This window comes from Bradyrhizobium sp. AC87j1, from assembly GCF_002936975.1.
In the GTDB taxonomy this organism is placed as follows: Bacteria; Pseudomonadota; Alphaproteobacteria; order Rhizobiales; family Xanthobacteraceae; genus Bradyrhizobium; species Bradyrhizobium shewense.
In genome coordinates, this window is record NZ_PTFE01000011.1 from 59,304 (window position 1) to 80,486 (window position 21,183).

Below are 21,183 nucleotides of genomic sequence, written 5' to 3' on the forward strand. Positions count from 1 at the left end.
CCGGAACCAGCCCAAATCTTGAGCAATCCAAATGTATGCCAAAGCGGCAGGCTGGTTACTTTATGAGCAAAACCTCTATTCTGGCTAAATTTCCGGCATAACTATTTTTGCACTGCAATCGCCGTTTTGGGCGAGATTGCCTTGAAAGCGCCCCCTCGATGTTCCATATGAGCAGCCGAGACCTCTTGCGAATCAAGCGGTCGTCGCGAGCCGCGTGTTCTTAAGCCCTTACGGGCCTCTGGCTTGCCCCATATCTCCCAAGCCATCGACACCCCAAACACGCAGGTGTCTTCTCGACACCCTTTTGCGTGCGCCGCGCTGAATGCGCCGGGCGTTGCGCTTTTGACATGGAAAGAACCCCTCTTTTGACTTCGTTTCAGGACTTCGGCCTCGCCGAACCCATCGCGCGCGCTCTTCAAGAAGAGAATTACGTAACCCCCACCCCCATCCAGGCCCAGACCATTCCCACGGCGCTGACCGGCCGCGACGTCGTCGGTATCGCCCAGACCGGGACCGGTAAGACCGCGTCCTTCGCGCTGCCGATCCTGCACCGCCTGCTCGAGCACCGTATCAAGCCACAGCCCAAGACGACCCGCGTCCTGGTGTTGTCGCCGACCCGCGAGCTGTCCGGCCAGATCCTCGACAGCTTCAACGCCTATGGCCGCCACATCCGCCTGTCCTCGACGCTCGCCATCGGCGGCGTTCCGATGGGCCGTCAGGTCCGCTCCCTGATGCAGGGCGTCGAAGTGCTGGTCGCCACCCCCGGCCGCCTGCTCGACCTCGTGCAGAGCAACGGGCTGAAGCTCTCGAGCGTCGAATTCCTCGTGCTCGACGAGGCCGACCGCATGCTCGACATGGGCTTCATCAATGACATCCGCAAAATCGTCGCCAAGCTGCCGATCAAGCGGCAGACGCTGTTCTTCTCGGCCACCATGCCGAAGGACATCGCCGAGCTGGCGAACGCGATGCTGCGGGACCCCGCCCGCGTCGCGGTGACCCCAGTGTCCTCGACCGCCGAGCGCATCAATCAACGCATCGTCCAGGTCGATTTCTCCGCCAAGCCCGCCTTCCTGACCAAGCTTCTGAAGGACGAGCCGGTCAACCGCGCCCTGGTTTTCACCCGCACCAAGCACGGCGCGGATAAGGTGGTGAAGTCACTCGAGAAGGCCGGCATCCCCGCCAGCGCCATCCACGGCAACAAGTCGCAGAACCATCGCGAACGGACGCTGGCCCAGTTCCGCTCGGGCGAGATCCGCACCCTGGTCGCCACCGACATCGCCGCCCGCGGCATTGACGTCGACGGCATCAGCCACGTCATCAATTTCGACCTGCCCAACGTGCCGGAAACCTACGTCCACCGCATCGGCCGCACCGCGCGCGCCGGCGCCGACGGCACCGCGATCTCGCTGGTCGCAGGCGGCGAGGAACTCAGCTATCTCCGCGACATCGAACGGCTGATCAAGGTGGCACTGCCGCGCGAAGATCTCCGCACCGACGCCGGCCGCCGCGATGCGGGTCCTCCCGCGCCGCAGCAACGACAGGGCCGCGGAGGCCGCCCAGGCCAGCGTCCGCAGGGCGCAAGGCATGGCGAGGGACGCCACGGTGACGGGCGTCGTAACGACGAACGACATTCCGACGGACGCCACCATAGCGCCGGCAAGCACGGCGATGGACGCCCCGGTGAAGGCCGACATGGCGGCGAAGCGCGACATGCTGACGGGCGGCCCGGCAATGGCCCGAAGGGCTCAAAGGGGTCTCGTCGTCCACGCTCTGGCGGGAAGACGCTTTCTTCTGCAGGCAGTCGTCCAGAACAGCGTTCCGCGCATAGCGCCGGGGCAGCTGATGGGATACAAGGCGTTGCCTTTTTGCGCCGTGAGAGTCGGCCGAACGGCCAACCGAACCGCAAACCCTATTCGCACTAGCCGTCCACGACCTGGAGAAATTCATGGCTAAGGAAGAGCTGATCCAGTTCGAAGGACTGGTCACCGAAATCCTCCCCGACGCACGCTACCGCGTGCAGCTCGACGCCGGACACGAGATCGTCGCCTATACCGCCGGCAAGATGAAGAAGAACCGCATCAAGACGCTGGCAGGCGACCGCGTGACGGTGGAGATGTCGCCCTATGACCTCGAGAAGGGCCGGCTGATTTTCCGCCACAAGGACGAGCGTCCCAGCGGGGTGGGTGGACCGCCTCGCCCGGGCCAGCGCGGCGGCCAGTTCCGCCGTCGCTAGGCGCTTGAGCGGAACTAAGATTCCGACCCTTATGTGGATCCGCCGCGGACATCGCGGCGGATCAAAAAATCGTGCATGGCCGGATTGTTTTGAGGCCTCAATTCCGATAAAATGAATTTATCGATTTTCGGCCGGACGACATTAGCATCCACCGGTACAGCCGGTTCAGACACGCTGACGACCCTTCCAAAAATTCGATCTAACCGGCCTGCGCAAGCAGGCTCTAACATTGTGTTATCTGAGAAGGGACTATCCCCGTGAGCATGGGAACCGTGAAGTGGTTTAACGCGACCAAGGGCTTCGGCTTCATTCAGCCCGACGACGGCGGCCAGGACGTGTTCGTCCACATCAGCGCTGTGGAGCGTGCGGGCCTCGGCACGCTGCGTGAAGGCCAGAAACTTTCCTACGAGATCGTGGCCGACCGCCGTTCCGGCAAGTCGGCAGCGGACAACCTCCGCTCCGAAGGCTGAGCCGCCGGGCGCTTAGCCCGATCGGCTCGCGCAAGCCAAAGAAAACAAGAAGGCCGTGCGCGACGCACGGCCTTTTTCCTTTTTAGCACCTGCTCGCCGTTGTCAGCACGTCGATTGGTTGTTGTTATCTGGATAGGGATAGGGAACGCAGGCAACCTGGCGCGGCCGGGTGTAGGACAGATCGCCCAAGGGTATGCTCGACTTCAACACATAGCCTACGGAAGGCGTGTAAGTGTAGCTCGCCTCGCTGAGTATGAGGTAGGTCGACGGAATCAACAGCGACGCAGGAATCATGCTGGTGACCTTGTCGCCGGGCTTGCGGGCCGAGGTCGCCAGCGTCGCTTGCGTCGCACCGCTGGCAATGGTGCCGGCCCTGCTCCACTGGATCGTGGCGATGCTGTTGGCATCGATCTGGATCTGGGAGACCGTGCCTTTCACCAGGGTAGCGTCGTAGGGCATGATGACCGAGATGCTCGCCGTGAACGTATCCTTCATGTCGGCATCGGTGAGCTTGACCGACTGCGATGCCAAATCGGACAGAGCCCGCGCGATCAATGTGACCTTGCGATCTATCGCCACCGCCGACGAGAACTCGACGGTGCCGAAGAACATCACCAGCATCAGCGGGACGATGACCGCAAATTCCGTCGCCGCGAGCGCGCGCTTGTCGGCGACGAAGTCGCGCACGGAACAACGTGCATTCTGCCAGATATTCGCAATCGCCTGCATCGGTCCGCTCGGATCCATCTGTCTCAGAAGGGTTCGTTCTTGAAGGCCATGGTCGCCACCATCAGCCGTTTGTTGCTGCACCCCATATTGTAACCGAGGCCGGTGACGATGAGCGGCCACTGATAGAACAGCCGCACCACGACCACCTGGCCGGAGGTCCCGGCACTGTACTGCATGCCGGTGGGGGTGAAATTGCAGGAATCGCCGTAGTTCGTCAGGCTTAGCGACCCGAAGGAGCTGGTGCTCACGACGTCGACGTAGAGCTTGCTGCAATCAAACAGCGCCGGGATCTGCGTGCACACATAGGCCTTGAACGTCGTCTGGTCGCACGCCATGACCACGTTGGGCTTGGTCTGACAGGCCGCCACCGAACCGCCCTGCGCTTGCGCCTGGCCGGTCAGAATCGCGCGCGCGGAATTTTGCGTGATGGTCTCGAGCACCTGGCTCGCGAAGAACATGAGCGCCGTTTCGATGATGGCGAACAGCAGCCCGAAGAACATCGGTGCGACCAGGGCGAATTCGACGGCCGCGGAACCGCGGCGGTTGCCGCAAAATCGGCCCAGCGCTTTCCGGAGTGTGAATCTCGAAGGTGCAGGCGATGTCATCGCGTCAAATTCCCCAGCAACGGGCGATCAACTGTCCCGTTCAATAGCGGAAACTGATTGTCTAAGTGTTTCAGGCGATCCGCAGCCGGCGGACCGCGCCGTTAAGAATGCGTTAACCAGCAGCGCCCCGAGCCCACGGAAAGCGCGGCGGGCGCGCAGAGCCCCTGCCTCGTATCCCCAAAGCGAGCCTGGCGGGATGCTGCCCGGGCAAACCCGCCGATCGGTGCTGCTAGTTGGACTTGGCCGGACCGCCACCACCACCACCGCTGGCGCTGGCGCTCAGCGAGCCGGCCTGGCTCATCGTGTTGTTGAAGTAGGTGTCGCTGTCGCCGAGCGTCACGCGACGCTGGCAAAGCGGCACGCAGCTGTAGGATTCGCGCTCGATCCCGCGATAGACGGTGACGAGCCGGTCGCTCGGACCTTCGACCTGGATCTGGCGATCGACCAGAATCTCGCCGGCCCGGTCGAGCGCGATGAAATTGGTGGCACCATAGCCCTTGCCGGTCACGACGATCATGCCGCCGGGCTGGAGCGTGACGTCGGCGATCAGGGGATTGCCGACCACGATGGTCGCCACCTTGCCGGGCAGCCGCACCAGCTTGGCCTGGTCGACATTGACGGCGATGGTGTCGGCGGTGGGGTCGGCAAGGCCGGCGGCCGGCGATGCCAACACCGCGGCCGCAACCAGAAGACAAACGCGCGCCCGACGGCGCAGCAATTCTTTACGCATACTCTTACCCCCGGGACGTCACAAACCGGCAGAAGCGACTCGATACAACGGAGCCAGTGCCCGACCCGGCTAACCTGCCCTTAATTCGTGAACGTTCCGCAAACTCGCCGACTATTGTTTGAACAGACTGGCGTTTTCCCGCCTTCGAGGCTAGCGGCGGAACGGATAGGCGAATTGGCCCGCGATCTCCTTCGGCATGGTCGCTTCGTCCTTGCCGTAATCCTGCGGCAGTTTACCCTCGGGCATACGGAAGGTGCCGAACAGAACATCCCAGATCGGGAACGTGCCGGCAAAATTGGTGTCGCCGCCCTCCTCGAGCGAGGTGTGGTGCCAGCGGTGGAACACCGGCGTCGCCAGCAAATATTTGAACGGCCCGAAGCTCCAATTCAGGTTGGCGTGCACGAAGGCCGAATGGAAGGTCGTGAACGGGGAGAGCCAGACCATCGCGTTCGGGGAAATGCCGGCCATCAGCAGCACGACGTCGACGCCGATCGTGCCGAGCACGAGATTGACGGGATGGAAGCGGGCCGCCGAAATCCAGCTTATCTCCTCCGAGGAGTGATGGACCGCGTGGTACTTCCAGAACCCACCGCCGTGGAACAGCCGGTGCAGCCAATACAGCATGAAGTCGGACAGGACCAGGAACAATCCGGCCTGGACCCAGAGCGGCATTAACGACAGCGGGCCGTGGCCATTGTCATAGAAGGCGATGAGTTCGTCGGCGTCGTGGATGTTGAAGACGAGGCTCGCGCCGACGACCAGAAGTCCGATCCGCATGGTGCGGGCGAACACCGGAACGAAGAACCAGTAGCAGATGTCGGTGACGATCTCGCGCTTGCGCCACCACGGCGCGCCGGCATTGCAGGCCCAGAAATGTTCGAGCACGGTGAAGACCGCAGCGAGCGCGAAGGTGATGGGGATCACCTTGACGATGGTCTCGCCGAGCATCAGGGCGACTTGCATGGGCAGGCTCGACATCGTCGCCTCTCTTGCGAATTCCAGCTCAGTTACGCCTACGCCGCTAAATTTAAGGGAGCGTGAAGCCGGCGCCGCGCCGACGGTACATCCGGAACCGGAACGAATTACAGGCGCCGCCTTAAGACGAAATTCACTCTGGGCCAAAGCATCGCGCCGCAGGCGGGTTTGCCCGATCGAATTAACTCTACCGAAAGAGCTCGGCTCTCATGGTCATCGGGTCAAAGACGGCGCCGAACGAGGCGATCCCCACCCCAGATGGAGTTATGTTCATGAAGAACTTGATTGCACGTTTCGCGAAGGATGAATCCGGCGCCACCGCCATCGAATACGGCCTGATCGCCGCCGGCATCGCGCTGGCCATCATCACCGTCGTCAACAACCTCGGCACCACGCTGAACGCCAAATTCACCTCGATCAGCAGCTCGCTGAAGTAAGCGACCGACGAACGACGGCAAAAGCCCCGGATCTCCGGGGCCTTTGTTTTTCCGAAGACGGCGAGTTCCAGTGGCGTTGCGTAAGTACAGAACCGATGCCGCGATTGCGGCAAACGAGACGGCGGCGGCACAGGCCGGCTCGCCGGTCTATTGGGTCTGCCTTGCGCTGCTGCTTGCGACGGCTGCGCTCGGCGTGCGCATTGCCAGCCTCTGGTAATGACGCGTTCCGCGGCTTCAGCCGCATGGGTCGCTTGCTGCCGTTGTCGGTTTGTTTAGCACTGCCGGCTAGCATCGCCCGACGCCAGTTTCCGCGGCAAACCCAGGCCTCAAGACGCAGCCCATGATCCTCGACCTTGCGCGCCTTCTGCTCTTCCCGGCCCTGATGGCGTTTGCTGCCGCGAGCGATCTCTTCACGATGACGATCTCGAACCGGGTGTCGCTGGCGCTGGTCGCCGGCTTCTTCGCGCTTGCCCTCGCCGGTGGCATGGCACCTTACGAGATGCTCAGTCATGTCAGCGCCGGCGCGCTTCTTTTGGTCATCGCCTTCACCTGCTTTGCGATGGGTTGGGTCGGCGGCGGCGACGCCAAGGTCGCGGCCTCCGTCGCACTCTGGTTCGGCTTCGCACAACTGATGAACTTCCTGCTCTACGCCTCGCTGTTCGGCGGGGCGCTGACGCTGCTCCTGCTCCAGTTCCGGCAATGGCCGCTGCCCTACGGGCTGGCGGGCCAGGCCTGGCTCGCCCGGCTGCATGCCAAGGAGAGCGGCATCCCCTACGGCATCGCGCTCGCACTGAGTGCGCTGATGGTCTACCCGGAGACCGAATGGGTGAAGGCGATTGATCTCGCTCACCTCGCGCTGCGCTGAACGCACCGGGTAAACCCGGCGTTAACGCGATTTAGATACGCCTCATTAACCATGCTTTGACGAATAGCTGGTCAACTGCCGATTACGGCGGCGTCAGCGTCGCGGCGTTTTGTTGGAAAGTGAAGCGTATGAATAGGGCACGCATTGTCGTCCTGGCGGTCGCCATCTGCGCCGGCGGTGTCGCCGCGTACCTGGCGAGCGGCTCGGACAATTCTGCGCCGCCTCCGGCCCCGGTTGCGCAGCTTCCGACCGTCGACGTCCTCGTGGCCAAGAACGACATCGGTCTCGGCCAGACCGTGAAGCCGGAAGATTTGCAATGGCAAACCTGGCCGGCCGCGACCGCCAGCGCCACCTTCATCCGCCGCAACGAGCGTCCCGAGGGCGTGACCCAGGTGACCGGTTCGATCGCGCGAGCGCCGTTCATTCAGGGTGAGCCGATCCGCGACCAGAAGCTGGTCAAGGCCGAGGGCTCCGGATTCATGGCGGCCATCCTGCCCAGCGGCATGCGGGCCATCTCGACCGAAATCTCGCCGGAGACCGGCGCAGGTGGCTTCATCCTGCCCAATGACCGCGTCGACGTCCTGCTCACGCGCCGCCTCAAGAACCCGGATCAGGCCGCCGGAGGCCAGGACGTCATCACGTCCGAGATCATCCTGGTCAATGTGCGCGTCCTCGCCATCGACCAGGCCCCGAAGGAGAAGGACGGCCAGAACTCCGTGGTCGGCAAGACCGTGACCCTGGAACTCACTTCCGCACAGACCCAGGCGCTTTCCTCGGCCCGTCAGGCCGGAACGCTCTCGCTGGCGCTGCGCAGCATTGCCGACGTCAAGATGAGCGAGATCACGCTCGACGAATCCGCCCAGAAGCGCGACGGCGTCTCGATCATTCGCTACGGCGTCCCGAGCTCGACGGCGAAAGCACGATGAGGACAGGCGACATGAAATGCAGGGCAGATCTGGCGACGATGCGAACCTCCATGGTCCGCGCCCTGTCGTTTTCGGCCGCGTTCGCGCTGGCATTCAACCCGGTGCTGACCCCCGTGGTCGCCGCCGACTATCGCCCCGGCGCGCCGGTCGCTGCCGACGGTCAGATGAACGCCCGCTTCCTCTCGCTCGGCATCGGCAAGTCCGTGGTGATCGACCTTCCGCGCGACATCAAGGATGTGCTGGTCGCTGACCCCAAGATCGCCAATGCGGTGGTCCGCTCGGCGCAGCGCGCCTACATCATCGGCGCCGCGCTCGGCCAGACCAACATCGTGTTCTTCGATTCTGCAGGCCAGCAGATCGCGGCCTATGACATCGCGGTCAAGCGCGACCTCAACGGCGTGCGGGCGGCGCTGAAGCAGGTCCTGCCGAATTCAGACATCCAGATCGACGGACTCGGTGACGGCATCGTCCTGACCGGCACGGCGGCGAACCCGATGGAAGCGCAGCAGGCCAACGACCTCGCCGCGCGCCTGGCCGGCGGCGCCGACAAGGTGGTGAACTCGATCGTGGTCCGCGGCCGCGACCAGGTCATGCTCAAGGTGACGGTGGCCGAAGTCCAGCGCAACATCGTCAAGCAGCTCGGCATCGACCTGACCGCGAACCTCAACTACGGCACGTCGGTGGTGAGCTTCTCCAACTCGAATCCGTTCACCGCTCTCGGCCACAACCTCGTGGACGGCAACAATCTGACCACGAAATTCGGCGCGGCGCCGTCGGTGCAGGCCACCCTGCGCGCGATGGAAACCGCTGGCGTGATCCGCACGCTGGCCGAACCGAACCTGACCGCGATCTCCGGTGAATCGGCAACGTTCATCGCCGGCGGCGAATTCCCGGTGCCGGCGGGCTATGCGTGCGATCCCACCACGCATGTCTGTACCACCCAGATCAGCTTCAAGAAGTTCGGCATCTCGCTCAACTTCACCCCCGTGGTGCTGAGCGAAGGCAAGATCAGCCTGCGGGTGATGACCGAAGTCTCGGAGCTGTCGAACGAGAATTCGATCACGCTGTCGCAGGCCGTGACCTCGACGTCGGTGAACTCGGTGACGGTGCCCTCGATCAGGACCCGCCGTGCCGAGACCTCGCTGGAAATTCCCTCCGGCGGCGCGATGGCGATGGCCGGACTGATCCAGCAGCAGACCAAGCAGGCAGTCAGCGGATTGCCGGGACTGATGCAGCTCCCGGTCCTCGGCACGCTGTTCCGCAGCCGCGACTTCGTCAACAACGCGACCGAGCTGGTCGTGATCGTGACGCCTTATGTCGTTCGCGCGGTGGCGCCAAAGGACCTGTCGCGGCCGGATGACGGCTTCGCCCCGCCTGCGGATCCACAGGCCCAGCTGCTCGGCAATATCAACCGCATCTACGGCGTGCCCGGCCGGACCGAACCGGCCAAGAACTACCGCGGCACCTACGGCTTCATCACCGACTGAGGCGGAACGGGGACTTCACGATGATCACAAGACCACCCCAGCTTCGCAAACGCGCCATCCGTCTCGGTGGCGCGCTCGTCGGCATGGCGCTCGCGCTCGGCGGGTGCCAGCATGACGAAGCCGTCACGGCCTCCATTCCCGACGACTACAAGCAGCGCCATCCGATCGCGATCGAGGAGCAAAATCGTTCGATCGTCGTCTTCGTCGGCCATGCCCGCGGCGGATTGACCGCCGCCCAGCGCGCGGACGTGATGGGTGTCGCATCGGCATGGTTGCACGAAGGCACGGGCGCCATCCGTATCGACGTGCCGTCCGGCACGCCCAATGCGCGTCCGGTCGCGGACACGATGCGTGAAATCCAGGCGATGCTGGCGGGAGCAGGCGTTCCGCCGCGCGGCGTCAACGTTCGACCCTACCAGCCGGAAGACAAGCGCTTCCTGCCGCCGATCCGGCTCACTTATTCCAAGATCGCCGCGGTCGCGGGTCCCTGCGGCCTGTGGCCGGAAGACGTCGGCCCTTCGATAAAGAACAAGAGATGGTTCGAGAACAAGGACTACTACAATTACGGCTGCGCCTATCAGCGCAACCTCGCGGCGATGGTCGACAATCCGTCGGACCTCGAGCAGCCGCGGCCTGAAACTCCGTCCTACACGGCGCGGCGCATCACCGCTCTCGAGAAGTATCGCAAGGGCCTCACGACGGCGACCACCTATCCTGAGGCCGACAAGGCCAAACTCAGCGACACCGGCAAATGATCAGCTACGCTCGCCAGACACACGAAGAGCAGCCGGACGCTGCTCCTCCGCCGGCCGAGGAGCATATTGCGCCCGCGCCGCGCGTCTCGGTCCAGGCCTTCTGCGAGACCGTGGAAACCGCCGCCGCGGTCCAGGCGGCCGGCGAAGACCGCCGTCTCGGCAAGGCTCATCTGAAGATTCAGATGGGCGGCATGGCCGCTGCAACCGAGGCCTACCGTTCGGCCCCGACGCCGAACGTCATCGTGCTCGAGAGCGACGGACGCAACGACCTGCTGGGCGGGCTCGACCAGCTCGCCACCGTCTGCGACGCCGGCACCCGCGTGGTCGTGATCGGCCGCATCAACGACGTCACACTCTACCGTGAGCTGGTGCGCCGCGGTGTCAGCGACTACGTGCTCGCGCCGGTCGGCGCGATCGACGTCGTGCGCTCGATCTGCAACCTGTTCTCCGCGCCGGAAGCCAAGGCGGTCGGCCGCATCATCGCCGTGGTCGGCGCCAAGGGCGGCGTCGGGGCTTCCACCATCTCCCACAATGTCGCCTGGGCGATCGCGCGCGACCTCGCCATGGACGCCGTCGTCGCCGATCTCGACCTCGCCTTCGGCACCGCGGGGCTCGACTACAACCAGGACCCGCCGCAGGGCATTGCCGACGCCGTGTTCTCGCCCGATCGCGTCGACACCGCCTTCATCGACCGTCTGCTGTCGAAATGCACCGACCATCTCAGCCTGCTGGCGGCGCCGGCGACGCTCGACCGGGTCTATGATTTCGGCACCGACGCCTTCGACGCCGTGTTCGACACCCTGCGCTCCACCATGCCCTGCATCGTGCTCGACATACCGCATCAATGGTCGGGCTGGACCAAGCGCGCCCTGATCGGAGCGGACGACATCCTGATCGTGGCCGCGCCCGACCTCGCCAATTTGCGCAATACCAAGAACCTGTTCGATCTGTTGAAGGCCGCGCGCCCCAACGACCGGCCACCGCTCTACTGCCTGAACCAGGTCGGCGTGCCGAAACGCCCCGAAATCGCCGCCGCGGAGTTCGCCAAGGCGATCGAGAGCCAGCCGATCGTCTCGATCCCGTTCGAGCCGCAGATCTTCGGCTCGGCCGCCAACAACGGCCAGATGATCGCGGAGATCTCCGCCAGCCACAAGTCGATCGAGATGTTTCTTCAGATCGCCCAGCGCCTGACCGGCCGCAGCGAGACCAAGAAACAAAAGTCGTCCCTGCTTTCACCCCTGATTGACAAGTTGCGGGGAAAATAAGCCGCCGCATGGAGTTGTTAAGTGTTCGGTAAGCGTAGCGGAACAGACACCGACCTTCGGGCGCCCAAGCCCGGCACCGTGTCGCCCGAGCCTGCCCAGGCTCCGGCGCCGACGGTGTCGCGCGCCCCGCCTCCGCCGGCCGTCGCCTCGCCGCCGCTTGCGCCTGCCAAGGCGCCGCCGCCTCCGGCCATGGAGAGCCGGCGGTCGGACAATTATTACGAGGTCAAGGCGACCATCTTCGGCGCGCTGATCGAGGCGATCGACCTCGCCCAGCTCGCCAAGCTCGATTCGGAGTCCGCGCGCGAGGAAATCCGCGACATCGTCAACGAGATCATCGCGATCAAGAACATCGTGATGTCGATCGCCGAGCAGGAGGAACTGCTCGACGACATCTGCAACGACGTTCTCGGCTACGGCCCGCTCGAGCCGCTGCTGTCGCGCGACGACATCGCCGACATCATGGTCAACGGCGCCAACACCGTCTACATCGAAGTCGCCGGCAAGATCCAGCGCACGGGAATTCGCTTCCGCGACAACCAGCAGCTCCTCAACATCTGCCAGCGCATCGTCAGCCAGGTCGGCCGGCGCGTCGACGAATCCTCGCCGATCTGCGACGCCCGCCTTGCCGACGGCTCCCGCGTCAACGCCATCGTGCCGCCGCTGTCGATCGACGGCCCCACGCTCACCATCCGCAAATTCAAGAAAGACAAGCTGACACTCGATCAGCTGGTCAAGTTCGGCGCGATCTCGCCGGAGGGCGCTGAAATCCTCCAGATCATCGGCCGCGTCCGCTGCAACGTGCTGATCTCCGGCGGCACCGGCTCCGGCAAGACCACGCTGCTCAACTGCCTGACCAATTATATCGAGCATGACGAGCGCGTCATCACCTGCGAGGACGCCGCCGAGCTCCAGCTCCAGCAGCCTCACGTGGTGCGGCTGGAAACCCGACCGCCCAACATCGAGGGCGAGGGCCAGATCACCATGCGCGAGCTGGTGCGCAACTGCCTGCGTATGCGCCCCGAGCGCATCATCGTCGGCGAGGTTCGTGGACCCGAGGCGTTCGACCTGCTCCAGGCCATGAACACCGGCCACGACGGATCGATGGGCACGCTGCACGCCAACAACCCGCGCGAAGCCCTGTCGCGCTGCGAATCCATGATCACGATGGGAGGCTTCTCGCTGCCCTCACGCACCATCCGCGAGATGATCTGCGCCTCCATCGACGTCATCGTCCAGGCTGCGCGCCTGCGCGACGGCTCGCGCCGCATCACCCACATCACCGAGGTGATGGGCATGGAAGGCGACACCATCATCACCCAGGACATCTTCCTCTACGACATGGTCGGCGAGGACGCCAACGGCAAGATCATCGGCCGGCACCGCTCGACCGGCATCGGCCGCCCGAAATTCTGGGAACGCGCCCGCTATTACGGCGACGAGAAGCGCCTTGCCGCTGCGCTGGACGCGGCGGAAGTCGCGCCGAATACGTGAGCAGGTCAGCATGAACATGCAGGTCCTCGCCCTCGCATTCCTCGCCACCGCGGCGGTCGGCGGCATCGCCTGGGTCTTCCTCTATCCGCTGCTGTCCGGGGAACGAAAGGCCGAAAGCCGCCGCGCCTCGATCTCGCGCGCCGAGGCGCCCACGGCCCGCCAAGCCGAGAAAACCCAGCGCTCGCGCCGCGAGCAGGTCGAGACCACGCTGAAGGATCTCGAGGCGCGACGCCTGCAGGAGAAGAGCGCTCCACTCCCCGTCCGCCTGTCGCAGGCGGGGCTCGATTGGACGCCGCAGAAATTCTGGATCGTCTCCGCCGCCGTGGCGGGCGCGTTCTTCGCAGCCGCCCTGTTCGCCGGCGGCGGCCTGATCGGTGCTGCCGGCCTCGCCTTTGCCGGCGGCTTCGGCCTGCCGCGATGGGCACTGGGCTTCCTGAAAAAGCGCCGCGAGGCCAAGTTCCTGGCGGCACTGCCCGATGCGGTCGACGTGATCGTCCGCGGCATCAAGGCAGGCCTGCCCTTGTTCGAATCGATCAAGGTCGTCGCGGCCGACGCGCCCGAGCCGCTGCGCAGCGAGTTTCTGGCGATCATCGAGACCCAGGCGATCGGCATGCCGCTCGGCGAGGCCTGCTCGCGGCTCTATGATCGCATGCCGTTGCCGGAGGCCAACTTCTTCGGCATCGTCATCTCGATCCAACAGAAATCCGGCGGCAACCTCTCCGAAGCGCTCGGCAACCTTTCCAAGGTGCTGCGCGACCGCAAGAAGATGAGGGAAAAGATCCAGGCCATGTCGATGGAAGCCAAGGCCTCGGCCGGCATCATCGGCTCGCTGCCGCCGATCGTGATGTTCCTCGTCTATCTCACGACGCCTCATTACATCTCGGTGCTGTGGACCCATCCTACCGGCCAGCTCATGCTGGTCGGCTGCGTCGTCTGGATGGCGGTCGGCATCATGGTGATGAAGAAGATGATCAATTTCGATTTCTGACGGTGCAGTATGGTCCAGTTTCTCGTCGCGAAACTACATGACGTCCACTTCATGACCATGATGCTGGCGGCCATTGCCGCCAGCGCCACCGTCTATACGCTGGTGATGCCCCTGTTCGCCGGCGAGGGCCTCTCCAAGCGCATGAAGGCGGTGGCAAGCGAGCGCGAGCGCATCCGGCAGCGCGAGCGTGAGCGCCTTCACAAGAATGAAAAGGTCACGCTGCGCCAGACGCCGAAGCAGCTCGTCTCCAAGGTCGTCGAGGACTTCAACCTCACCAAATGGCTCGCGCAGGAAGCCGCGCGCGACAAGCTGATCATGGCGGGTTACCGCGGTCAGGCGCCCTACATCACCTTCCTGTTTGCCCGCATGGTCGCGCCGATGGTGCTCTTCATCGGCTCGGTCGTCTACGTTTTCTTGATCGCGCATCTGCAGCAGGGCATGCCGATCAAGATAGGCATCTGCATCGGCGCCGCCTATCTCGGCCTCCAGGCGCCGATGCTGTTCCTCAGGAATGCGATCTCCAAGCGCCAGCTCTCGATCAAGCGCGCTTTTCCCGATGCGCTCGACCTGCTTCTGATCTGCATCGAATCCGGCATGTCAGTCGAAATGGCGTTCCGGAAAGTCGCCACCGAGATCGTGGGACAGTCGATCGCACTGTCGGAGGAGTTCACGCTGACCACGGCCGAATTATCCTATCTGCAGGATCGCAAGGTCGCTTACGAGAATTTGGCGCGACGCACCGGACTCGAGGGCGTCAAATCGGTCTGTCTCGCGCTTCAGCAGGCGGAGCGTTACGGCACCCCGCTCGGACATTCCTTGCGCGTCATGGCGCAGGAAAATCGCGACATGCGCATGAACGAGGCCGAAAAGAAGGCTGCCGCCCTGCCGCCGAAGCTGACCGTGCCGATGATCCTGTTCTTCCTGCCCGTGCTGTTCGTCGTCATTCTCGGACCGACCGGCATCAAGATCTCCGAGATGCAATGACGCAAGACCCGTGGCGCGCATGCGGCTCGCGGGCAACTTTCAGGATGAGACGATAGAAGAGACGATCAGGTCTGATCAGTCGGGCTGGCTGAGCGAGGCGACCGGCGTCCGCTTCGGTGCGCCGCGGGGAGTGTCGCTGCGGCTGAGCATCTCCTTGAGATAGACGACGTTGGCCGCGGCCTGATCCGGTGGCAGATCTGCCTTCACGATGGTCTCGGCTTCGGCGAAGCGGCCCTGCAGACCGACGACAAGGCCCAGATTCTGCCGCACCCGGATGCTCGCACGCGGCGAGGCGTAGGCCTGCCGCAGCGCCTCTTCGGCCTTCGGAAGGTCTCTCGACAACATGTAGGACAGGCCGAGATTGGAGAGCACGCCGGGATCACCCGGTGCGATCTTGAGCGCGCTGGCGTAGTAGGAACGCGCTTCCTCGTGACGGCCCATCTGGTCCAGCGCGGTGCCCTGCACCGAGAGCAGGCGCCAGTCCGGATTGTCAGGCGAATGCGCTTTCGACAGCACGTCGTAAGCCTGCTGGAAATTGCCGTTGTCGGCGAGGGCGCGGCCGTATTGGGCGAGCAGCGCCTTGTTGCCGGGATTGGCGATGGTCGCCTGCTCGAGCATAGCGGCGGCCTGGGCGCGCTGACCGTTGGCGCGCAACGCCTGACCGTAGGCGAGCGCGGCATCGGCATCCTTGGGATTGGCGCGGTAGCGCTCGCCATAGACCTCGACGGCGCGCGCCGGATCTGCGGCCGCGCGATCGGTGGGAGCCGCCTCTGCCCGTGGTCCGCCGATCGAGCCCGTCACGTCGGAGAGTTTCGACATGCCCGTGCAGCCGCCGAGACCCATGGCCACCGCCGCGACCAGCGAGGTGGACGCAAGAAGCCGAGCAAGACTGAACCGTAGACGCATGACGCTTTGACTCTCGAGCCGATTGATCGAGCCGAACGCGCCAGCAATAGACTGTTAACCCTAACGGCCGGTTAACACGGCCCCCGGGCCGTGCTCTCGTCGATATTCCCGCTCGCAAGCGTCGTCAGGCTTGCGCGGTTGCAATCCAGCAGCAGCAGGTCGAAACCGCGCTCTCGGGAACGGCCGTTCTCAACACGAGATACGAGATACGAGCGACGACGGTTTGGTCTCGCCCGATCAATATTCGATGGCAAGCCGTTTGCGGATTTCGTCGACGCGCCTGTCGAGCGCATCGAACCGCGCGTGGACCGAGCGGTCGTGGAGATAGAAGACGTAACCGCCGGCAAGGAACGCGAAGATCCAATGGTGATGCTCGACATAGCCGAAGATCGCCTCGACGGCCTCGCCAATGAATGTGACCACGCTCCACACAAATTCCATTGCATTTCCTCCCGGCGCGCCTTGTCGTCGGTCGCCTGATCTCCAACTCTGGCGACCGTTGCCGGAACCTAGCATGGCCCCCTCGCCGCGAGTAGCGGCTCGCTGAACGGTGACAGCAAAGCCGATTGCAGCGGCGGCGAAACTCTGCGAAGTCTCATCCATTCGCATGACCCGTTTGATCTGACGATCCGGACCCGCCAATGCCTTCTGTCTTCGAGACGTCACCCGCCGCCATCCCGATCACCTTCGTCACCAAATCGAGCTGGGATCAGGTCGCCGAGGCGCTGCCGCCGCCGCAACGTGCGTTCGCCGCGGTATGCGCCTTTGCCGCCAAGCCGGGCGCCTATCTGGCGCTGCCTGCGCCCGACGGCGCAATCGCACAGGTGCTGTTCGGCCTCGAGGACGAGGGGGCGAGATCGCGCGACCTGTTCCGGCCCGGCGCCCTGCCCGGCCTGCTGCCGTCGGGGGTCTATCGCTTTGCCAATGCACCCCACGATGCACGGCTGGCGGCGCTCGCCTTTGCGATCGGGCGCTATCGCTTCGCGCGCTACCGCAAGGCTGACAGGCCCGACGTCCGGCTGGTGCCGCCCGATGGCATCGATGCGGCCGAGATCGAGCGGATCGCTGGCGCGGCGATGCTCGCGCGCGACCTCATCAACACGCCCTCCAACGACATGGGGCCGGCGGAGCTGGCCGCCGCCGCGCAAGACCTCGCAGCAGAGTTCGGCGCAAGCTTCGCCTGCACCGTCGGCGATGATCTGGAGAAGAACTTCCCGCTGATCCACGCCGTCGGCATGGCCTCGAACCGCGCGCCGCGGCTGATCGACATCGGCTGGGGCGATCCCGATCATCCCAAGGTGACGCTGGTCGGCAAGGGCGTCTGCTTCGACACCGGCGGGCTCGACCTCAAGCCGTCGAGCGGCATGCTGATCATGAAGAAGGACATGGGCGGCGCGGCCAACGTCCTCGCGCTGGCGCGCATGGTGATGGATGCGAAGCTGAAGGTGCGGCTGCGCGTGCTGATTCCGGCGGTGGAGAACGCGGTCGCCGGCAACGCCTTCCGCCCGCTCGACATCTTCACTTCGCGCAAGGGCATCACGGTGGAGATCGGCAATACGGATGCGGAGGGCCGGCTGGTGCTCGCCGACGCGCTGGCGCTGGCTGATGAGGAAAAGCCCGATCTGCTGATCGATCTGGGCACGCTGACCGGTGCCGCGCGTGTCGCGCTGGGACCGGATTTGCCGCCCTTTTACACCAATGATGAGAGCCTTGCCACCGACCTGTCGCGCTGCGCGGCGAAGGAGAACGATCCGTTGTGGCGCATGCCGTTGTGGCCGCCTTACGATTCCTGGCTGGACTCCAAGACCGCTACCATCACCAACGCACCATCAGGCGGCTTTGCCGGCTCGATCACCTGCGCGCTGTTCCTGCAACGCTTCGTCGATCAGGCCAAGAGCTGGCTGCATGTCGACATCTACGGCTGGACTCCGTCGGCAAAACCCGCGCGGCCCGAGGGCGGCGAGTGCCAGGCCGCGCGCGCCATCTACAGCTTGCTGAGCGAGCGCTATGCATGATCCAAAATACGACCCGAGGCTGACGCCGGCGCGGGCCGACCTCGCCGCGAAATATCTCGAAGGCAAGGTCGAGGCGGATCGCTTCGTCACCGGCGAGGAATTCGAGGTGGTTGATCCGGTCGCGCCGGTGCGCGAGCAACCGTCGTCGGGCGCGATGCTGATGACGGAGGCGCTGCGCGGCGAACGCGTCACGGTCTACGACCGCAACGGCGAGGGCTGGGCGTGGGGCCAGCTCAATGGCGATGGCTATGTGGGTTGGCTGCCGGATGCAGCGCTCATGAAACCCTCGGCGACGCCGACCCATGTGGTCAGCGCGCTGCGGACGTTCGCCTTCCCCGGTCCCTCGATCAAGCTGCCGCCGGCCGATACGCTCGTGATGGGATCCAGGTTGGCTGTGGCGCGCGAGGACGGCAGCTTCGCCGTGACGCGCGATGGACAATATTTGCCCAAGGCCCATCTCGCCCCGCTCGATCATCGCGAGCCGGATTTTGTGACGGTCGCCGAACGCTTCGTCGGCACGCCCTATCTCTGGGGCGGCAAAAGCAGTTTCGGCATCGATTGCTCCGGCCTCGTCCAGGTCTCGTTGACATCGGCGGGCATCGGCTGCCCACGCGACAGCGACATGCAACTGGCGGGGCTCGGCCGCGCACTGGAGCCGCATGAGCGCAGCAGCTTGCTGCGCGGCGATCTCATTTTCTGGAAGGGCCATGTCGCCATCGTCCGCGATGGCAGCACGATGGTTCACGCCAACGCGCATCACATGGCGACGGTGATCGAGGCGATCCAGCCGGCGATTGCTCGGATCAGGCAGGCCGGCAGCGAGGTCGTCGCGATCAAGCGGCTCTAGGGCCGTGGATCGAGAGGGTCGTACCCGATCTTTGTTCTCGGCATCCGAGCAGGTTTCGGACGCGGTTGCTGACGGAACGGGCGCATTGGCACCGGCAGAATGGTTTACCTTGCGGCGCAGCTACGGAACAACGTTACATCTGAGGAGATTTGCGGAACGAAACGCGGCGTCAGTCTTTCTCTGGCTTTAGGAGGTGCCCATGAGTTCTCAAGCCAGAGAAGGCGCGTGTGCGTTCGCTTGGCGAAACTACTTGCTGCTCCACAGCGGCATCAGCGAGAACGACGACAGGCGTTCCGCCCTCTACAGCTACATCTCCAATCTTCGCGGTACCGGCGAGGATGATTTCGATCTCTTGCAGATAGCCGCGGTCGCCTACTTGAAAAAGCTGGATGAATTGCATGACGACCAATGCGCGCGCCGCGCGGCAGATCAACTTCTGGCCGAGCGTTTGGAAGCAAGCAGTTCGCAACAGGACAGATAGCTTAGGTCATACACCAGAGCGAAGGAGCGAACAGCATGGCAGACGACACCAATGCAAACCGTTTCGTGCCCGACCCTCAACGGCGGATCGCCGCAGCGACAGCAATCGGCATGAATGCCTTGAAGCCGATGATGCACTTCCAGGTCTCAATGCTGAGGATGTGGGCCGATAGTATCGAGAGGCTCGAGGCCAATTACGACAAGAAGCTGGAAGATACTGCGGCCACACTCGAGGAAGCGTCAGACAAGGAACGCGCCGCGTAACATCAAGGCGGGCTGCGCGGGCTGCCCCGTGCAGCCTGCTCCGGCGAAACGCTCCGGGCGCCGCAATGTCGCGCGTCTGGAAATGACAGGCTACGTCGCCACCGACCCGTTGCCCGCCGTCTCCAGCCGGAACGCCGCCGCGAACAGCGCGCGCGTGTATTCGGTCTTCGGGTTCTTGAACAGCTCGGCGGCCTGCCCCTCTTCGACGACCTTGCCGCCGCGCATCACGATCAGATGGCTCGCAAGCGACGCGACGACGCGCAGATCGTGCGAGATGAACATGTAGGTGAGCTCGCGCTTGCGCTGGAGTTCGCGCAACAGATCGACCATCTGCGCCTGGAACAGCATGTCGAGCGCGCTGGTCGGCTCGTCCAGCACGACGAAATCCGGCTCCAGCACGACCGCCCGCGCGATGCTGATGCGCTGGCGCTGGCCGCCGGAGAATTCATGGGGATAGCGGTAGCGGGTGTCAGGCTTCAGCCCGACGTCCTCCAGCGCCTTGACGACGCGCGCCTCGCGCTCTTCGTGCGACAGCTTCGGCTGATGCACCGAGAGACCTTCGGCGATGATGTCGGCGACCGACATGCGCGGGCTGAGCGAGCCGAACGGGTCCTGGAACACGATCTGCATGTCGCGCCGGAACGGCCGCATCTCCTTGAAACGCAGCCCCTGGATGTCTTTCCCCAGGAACACGATGCGTCCGTTCGAGGAGATCAGCCGCAGCAGCGCGAGCCCCAGCGTGGTCTTGCCCGAGCCTGACTCGCCGACCACACCGAGCGTCTCGCCCTTGCGCACGGCGATGCTGACGCCGTCGACCGCCTTGATGTGGCCTACCGTCTTGCGCATCAGGCCGCGCTTGATCGGAAACCAGACCTTCAGGTCGTTGGCGGACATCACCACCTGCGCACCCGGCTGCGGCGGCGCCGGATCGGGTTTCGGCTCCGCCGCGAGCAGGTCGCGCGTATAAGGATGCTTCGGGCCCCTGAAGACCTGCTCGACCGGCCCCTGCTCGACGATCTCGCCGCTCTTCATGACACAGACGGTGTCGGCGATGCGGCGCACGATGCCGAGATCGTGGGTGATGAAGAGCAGGCTCATGCCGAGCCGCGAGCGGATCTCGGCGAGCAGCGTCAGGATCTGCGCCTGCACCGTGACGTCGAGCGCCGTCGTCGGCTCGTCCGCGATCAACAGATCGGGCTCGTTGGCGAGCGCCATCGCGATCATCACACGCTGGCGCTGACCGCCGGAGAGCTGATGCGGATAGCTCTTCAGTCGCGTCTCCGGCTCGGGAATGCCGACCTGCGTCAGCAATTCCAGCGTCCGCCGGCGCGCCTCGGCATTGCTGGTCGGATTGTGCAGCTGGATGATCTCGCCGATCTGCGCCTCGATCGTGTGCAGCGGGTTGAGCGAGGTCATCGGCTCCTGGAAGATGATGGAGATGTCGCTGCCGCGAATCTCCCGCATCTGCTGCTCGGATCGGTCGATCAGCTCCTGCCCCTTGAAGCGGATGCTGCCCGAGGGATGCGAGGCGTTCGGATAGGGCAACAGCTTGAGGATCGAGAGCGCGCTGACGGACTTGCCGGAGCCGGATTCGCCGACCAGCGCCAGGCATTCGCCGCGCTTGATCTGGAAGGAGACCTTGTCGACCGCGAGCGTGGTGGAGCCGCCCTGGTGAAAGGCCACCGAGAGATCGCGAACGGCAAGCAGGGGCTGGTTGATCGCGTCCATCGG

24 protein-coding genes are annotated in these 21,183 nt (G+C 64.3%); 17 read left to right on the forward strand and 7 right to left on the reverse strand.

Annotated features, from left to right (window positions below; all coding sequences use genetic code 11):
* Positions 1-347 precede the first annotated feature (347 nt).
* The 3 genes from CV770_RS09070 (at position 348) to CV770_RS09080 (ending at position 2,703) form a co-directional block, all read left to right on the forward strand.
* Complete coding sequence (locus CV770_RS09070; protein ID WP_091955947.1) at positions 348-1,922, forward strand: DEAD/DEAH box helicase; 1,575 nt, start codon at positions 348-350, stop codon at positions 1,920-1,922.
* Positions 1,923-1,945: 23 nt separating this feature from the next.
* On the forward strand, positions 1,946-2,233 hold the full coding sequence (gene infA, locus CV770_RS09075) for a translation initiation factor IF-1 (RefSeq protein WP_008131890.1): 288 nt from the start codon (positions 1,946-1,948) through the stop codon (positions 2,231-2,233).
* A 257-nt stretch (positions 2,234-2,490) separates the two neighbouring features.
* Positions 2,491-2,703: a cold-shock protein gene (locus tag CV770_RS09080; protein WP_028142093.1), complete on the forward strand. Its 213-nt coding sequence runs from the start codon at positions 2,491-2,493 to the stop codon at positions 2,701-2,703.
* A gap of 102 nt (positions 2,704-2,805) precedes the next feature.
* Here the strand turns inward: CV770_RS09080 and CV770_RS09085 are convergent, their stop codons facing one another.
* The 4 genes from CV770_RS09085 to CV770_RS09100 all read right to left on the reverse strand — a co-directional run bounded on the left by CV770_RS09085 (position 2,806) and on the right by CV770_RS09100 (position 5,745).
* Positions 2,806-3,432, reverse strand: coding sequence for a TadE/TadG family type IV pilus assembly protein (locus CV770_RS09085; RefSeq protein ID WP_201759767.1), 627 nt, complete (start codon positions 3,430-3,432; stop codon positions 2,806-2,808).
* A 23-nt stretch (positions 3,433-3,455) separates the two neighbouring features.
* Positions 3,456-4,037 carry a TadE/TadG family type IV pilus assembly protein gene (locus CV770_RS09090; RefSeq protein WP_104462072.1) on the reverse strand — a complete coding sequence of 194 codons (582 nt, stop codon included), beginning with the start codon at positions 4,035-4,037 and terminating at the stop codon, positions 3,456-3,458.
* Positions 4,038-4,266: 229 nt separating this feature from the next.
* Positions 4,267-4,767 carry a pilus assembly protein N-terminal domain-containing protein gene (locus tag CV770_RS09095; protein ID WP_091955944.1) on the reverse strand — a complete coding sequence of 167 codons (501 nt, stop codon included), beginning with the start codon at positions 4,765-4,767 and terminating at the stop codon, positions 4,267-4,269.
* A gap of 150 nt (positions 4,768-4,917) precedes the next feature.
* A complete protein-coding gene (locus CV770_RS09100) occupies positions 4,918-5,745 on the reverse strand; it encodes a sterol desaturase family protein (RefSeq protein ID WP_091955943.1) in 828 nt (275 codons plus the stop codon).
* 269 nt (positions 5,746-6,014) lie between these two features.
* Between CV770_RS09100 and CV770_RS09105 the strand changes: the two genes are divergently transcribed.
* The 10 genes from CV770_RS09105 to CV770_RS09145 all read left to right on the forward strand — a co-directional run bounded on the left by CV770_RS09105 (position 6,015) and on the right by CV770_RS09145 (position 14,940).
* Positions 6,015-6,179 carry a Flp family type IVb pilin gene (locus tag CV770_RS09105; protein ID WP_007599783.1) on the forward strand — a complete coding sequence of 55 codons (165 nt, stop codon included), beginning with the start codon at positions 6,015-6,017 and terminating at the stop codon, positions 6,177-6,179.
* A 76-nt stretch (positions 6,180-6,255) separates the two neighbouring features.
* A complete protein-coding gene (locus CV770_RS42520) occupies positions 6,256-6,396 on the forward strand; it encodes a hypothetical protein (RefSeq protein WP_201759774.1) in 141 nt (46 codons plus the stop codon).
* A 123-nt stretch (positions 6,397-6,519) separates the two neighbouring features.
* Positions 6,520-7,044 carry an A24 family peptidase gene (locus CV770_RS09110; protein ID WP_091955942.1) on the forward strand — a complete coding sequence of 175 codons (525 nt, stop codon included), beginning with the start codon at positions 6,520-6,522 and terminating at the stop codon, positions 7,042-7,044.
* A 128-nt stretch (positions 7,045-7,172) separates the two neighbouring features.
* Positions 7,173-7,970 (forward strand): Flp pilus assembly protein CpaB, encoded by a 798-nt coding sequence (gene cpaB, locus CV770_RS09115; RefSeq protein ID WP_201759768.1) that lies wholly within the window; start codon positions 7,173-7,175, stop codon positions 7,968-7,970.
* 11 nt (positions 7,971-7,981) lie between these two features.
* On the forward strand, positions 7,982-9,457 hold the full coding sequence (locus CV770_RS09120; protein ID WP_165637240.1) for a type II and III secretion system protein family protein: 1,476 nt from the start codon (positions 7,982-7,984) through the stop codon (positions 9,455-9,457).
* A gap of 20 nt (positions 9,458-9,477) precedes the next feature.
* Positions 9,478-10,212 (forward strand): CpaD family pilus assembly protein, encoded by a 735-nt coding sequence (locus CV770_RS09125; protein ID WP_091955940.1) that lies wholly within the window; start codon positions 9,478-9,480, stop codon positions 10,210-10,212.
* Positions 10,209-11,477, forward strand: a complete 1,269-nt coding sequence (locus CV770_RS09130; protein WP_104462073.1) for a CpaE/TadZ family protein — start codon at positions 10,209-10,211, stop codon at positions 11,475-11,477. The genes CV770_RS09125 and CV770_RS09130 overlap by 4 nt, the downstream gene beginning before the upstream one ends.
* A 21-nt stretch (positions 11,478-11,498) precedes the next feature.
* Positions 11,499-12,968, forward strand: coding sequence for a TadA family conjugal transfer-associated ATPase (locus tag CV770_RS09135; protein ID WP_104462074.1), 1,470 nt, complete (start codon positions 11,499-11,501; stop codon positions 12,966-12,968).
* Positions 12,969-12,978: 10 nt separating this feature from the next.
* The gene (locus CV770_RS09140) at positions 12,979-13,956 is read left to right on the forward strand and encodes a type II secretion system F family protein (protein ID WP_028142104.1); all 978 of its coding nucleotides are present in this window, start codon (positions 12,979-12,981) and stop codon (positions 13,954-13,956) included.
* Positions 13,957-13,965: 9 nt separating this feature from the next.
* The gene (locus CV770_RS09145; protein ID WP_091955937.1) at positions 13,966-14,940 is read left to right on the forward strand and encodes a type II secretion system F family protein; all 975 of its coding nucleotides are present in this window, start codon (positions 13,966-13,968) and stop codon (positions 14,938-14,940) included.
* 75 nt (positions 14,941-15,015) lie between these two features.
* Here the strand turns inward: CV770_RS09145 and CV770_RS09150 are convergent, their stop codons facing one another.
* Both CV770_RS09150 and CV770_RS09155 read right to left on the reverse strand, forming a co-directional pair.
* Positions 15,016-15,846, reverse strand: coding sequence for a tetratricopeptide repeat protein (locus tag CV770_RS09150; protein WP_104462075.1), 831 nt, complete (start codon positions 15,844-15,846; stop codon positions 15,016-15,018).
* A gap of 237 nt (positions 15,847-16,083) precedes the next feature.
* Positions 16,084-16,287 (reverse strand): hypothetical protein, encoded by a 204-nt coding sequence (locus tag CV770_RS09155; RefSeq protein WP_091955935.1) that lies wholly within the window; start codon positions 16,285-16,287, stop codon positions 16,084-16,086.
* Positions 16,288-16,487: 200 nt separating this feature from the next.
* On the opposite strand from CV770_RS09155, the gene CV770_RS09160 reads away from it, so the two are divergent.
* From CV770_RS09160 to CV770_RS09175, 4 genes are all read left to right on the forward strand, one after another.
* Positions 16,488-17,861 (forward strand): leucyl aminopeptidase family protein, encoded by a 1,374-nt coding sequence (locus tag CV770_RS09160; protein WP_104462076.1) that lies wholly within the window; start codon positions 16,488-16,490, stop codon positions 17,859-17,861.
* The gene (locus tag CV770_RS09165) at positions 17,854-18,708 is read left to right on the forward strand and encodes a C40 family peptidase (RefSeq protein ID WP_104462077.1); all 855 of its coding nucleotides are present in this window, start codon (positions 17,854-17,856) and stop codon (positions 18,706-18,708) included. Before CV770_RS09160 ends, CV770_RS09165 begins: the two co-directional genes overlap by 8 nt.
* 199 nt (positions 18,709-18,907) lie before the next feature.
* The gene (locus CV770_RS09170; protein WP_091955932.1) at positions 18,908-19,189 is read left to right on the forward strand and encodes a hypothetical protein; all 282 of its coding nucleotides are present in this window, start codon (positions 18,908-18,910) and stop codon (positions 19,187-19,189) included.
* A 35-nt stretch (positions 19,190-19,224) separates the two neighbouring features.
* Entirely contained in the window at positions 19,225-19,452 is a 228-nt protein-coding gene (locus CV770_RS09175; protein WP_091955931.1) for a hypothetical protein, read from the forward strand.
* Between the two features lie 90 nt (positions 19,453-19,542).
* Here CV770_RS09175 and CV770_RS09180 read toward each other — a convergent pair whose 3' ends face one another.
* A complete protein-coding gene (locus CV770_RS09180) occupies positions 19,543-21,180 on the reverse strand; it encodes an ABC transporter ATP-binding protein (protein WP_201759769.1) in 1,638 nt (545 codons plus the stop codon).
* Positions 21,181-21,183: the final 3 nt, after the last annotated feature.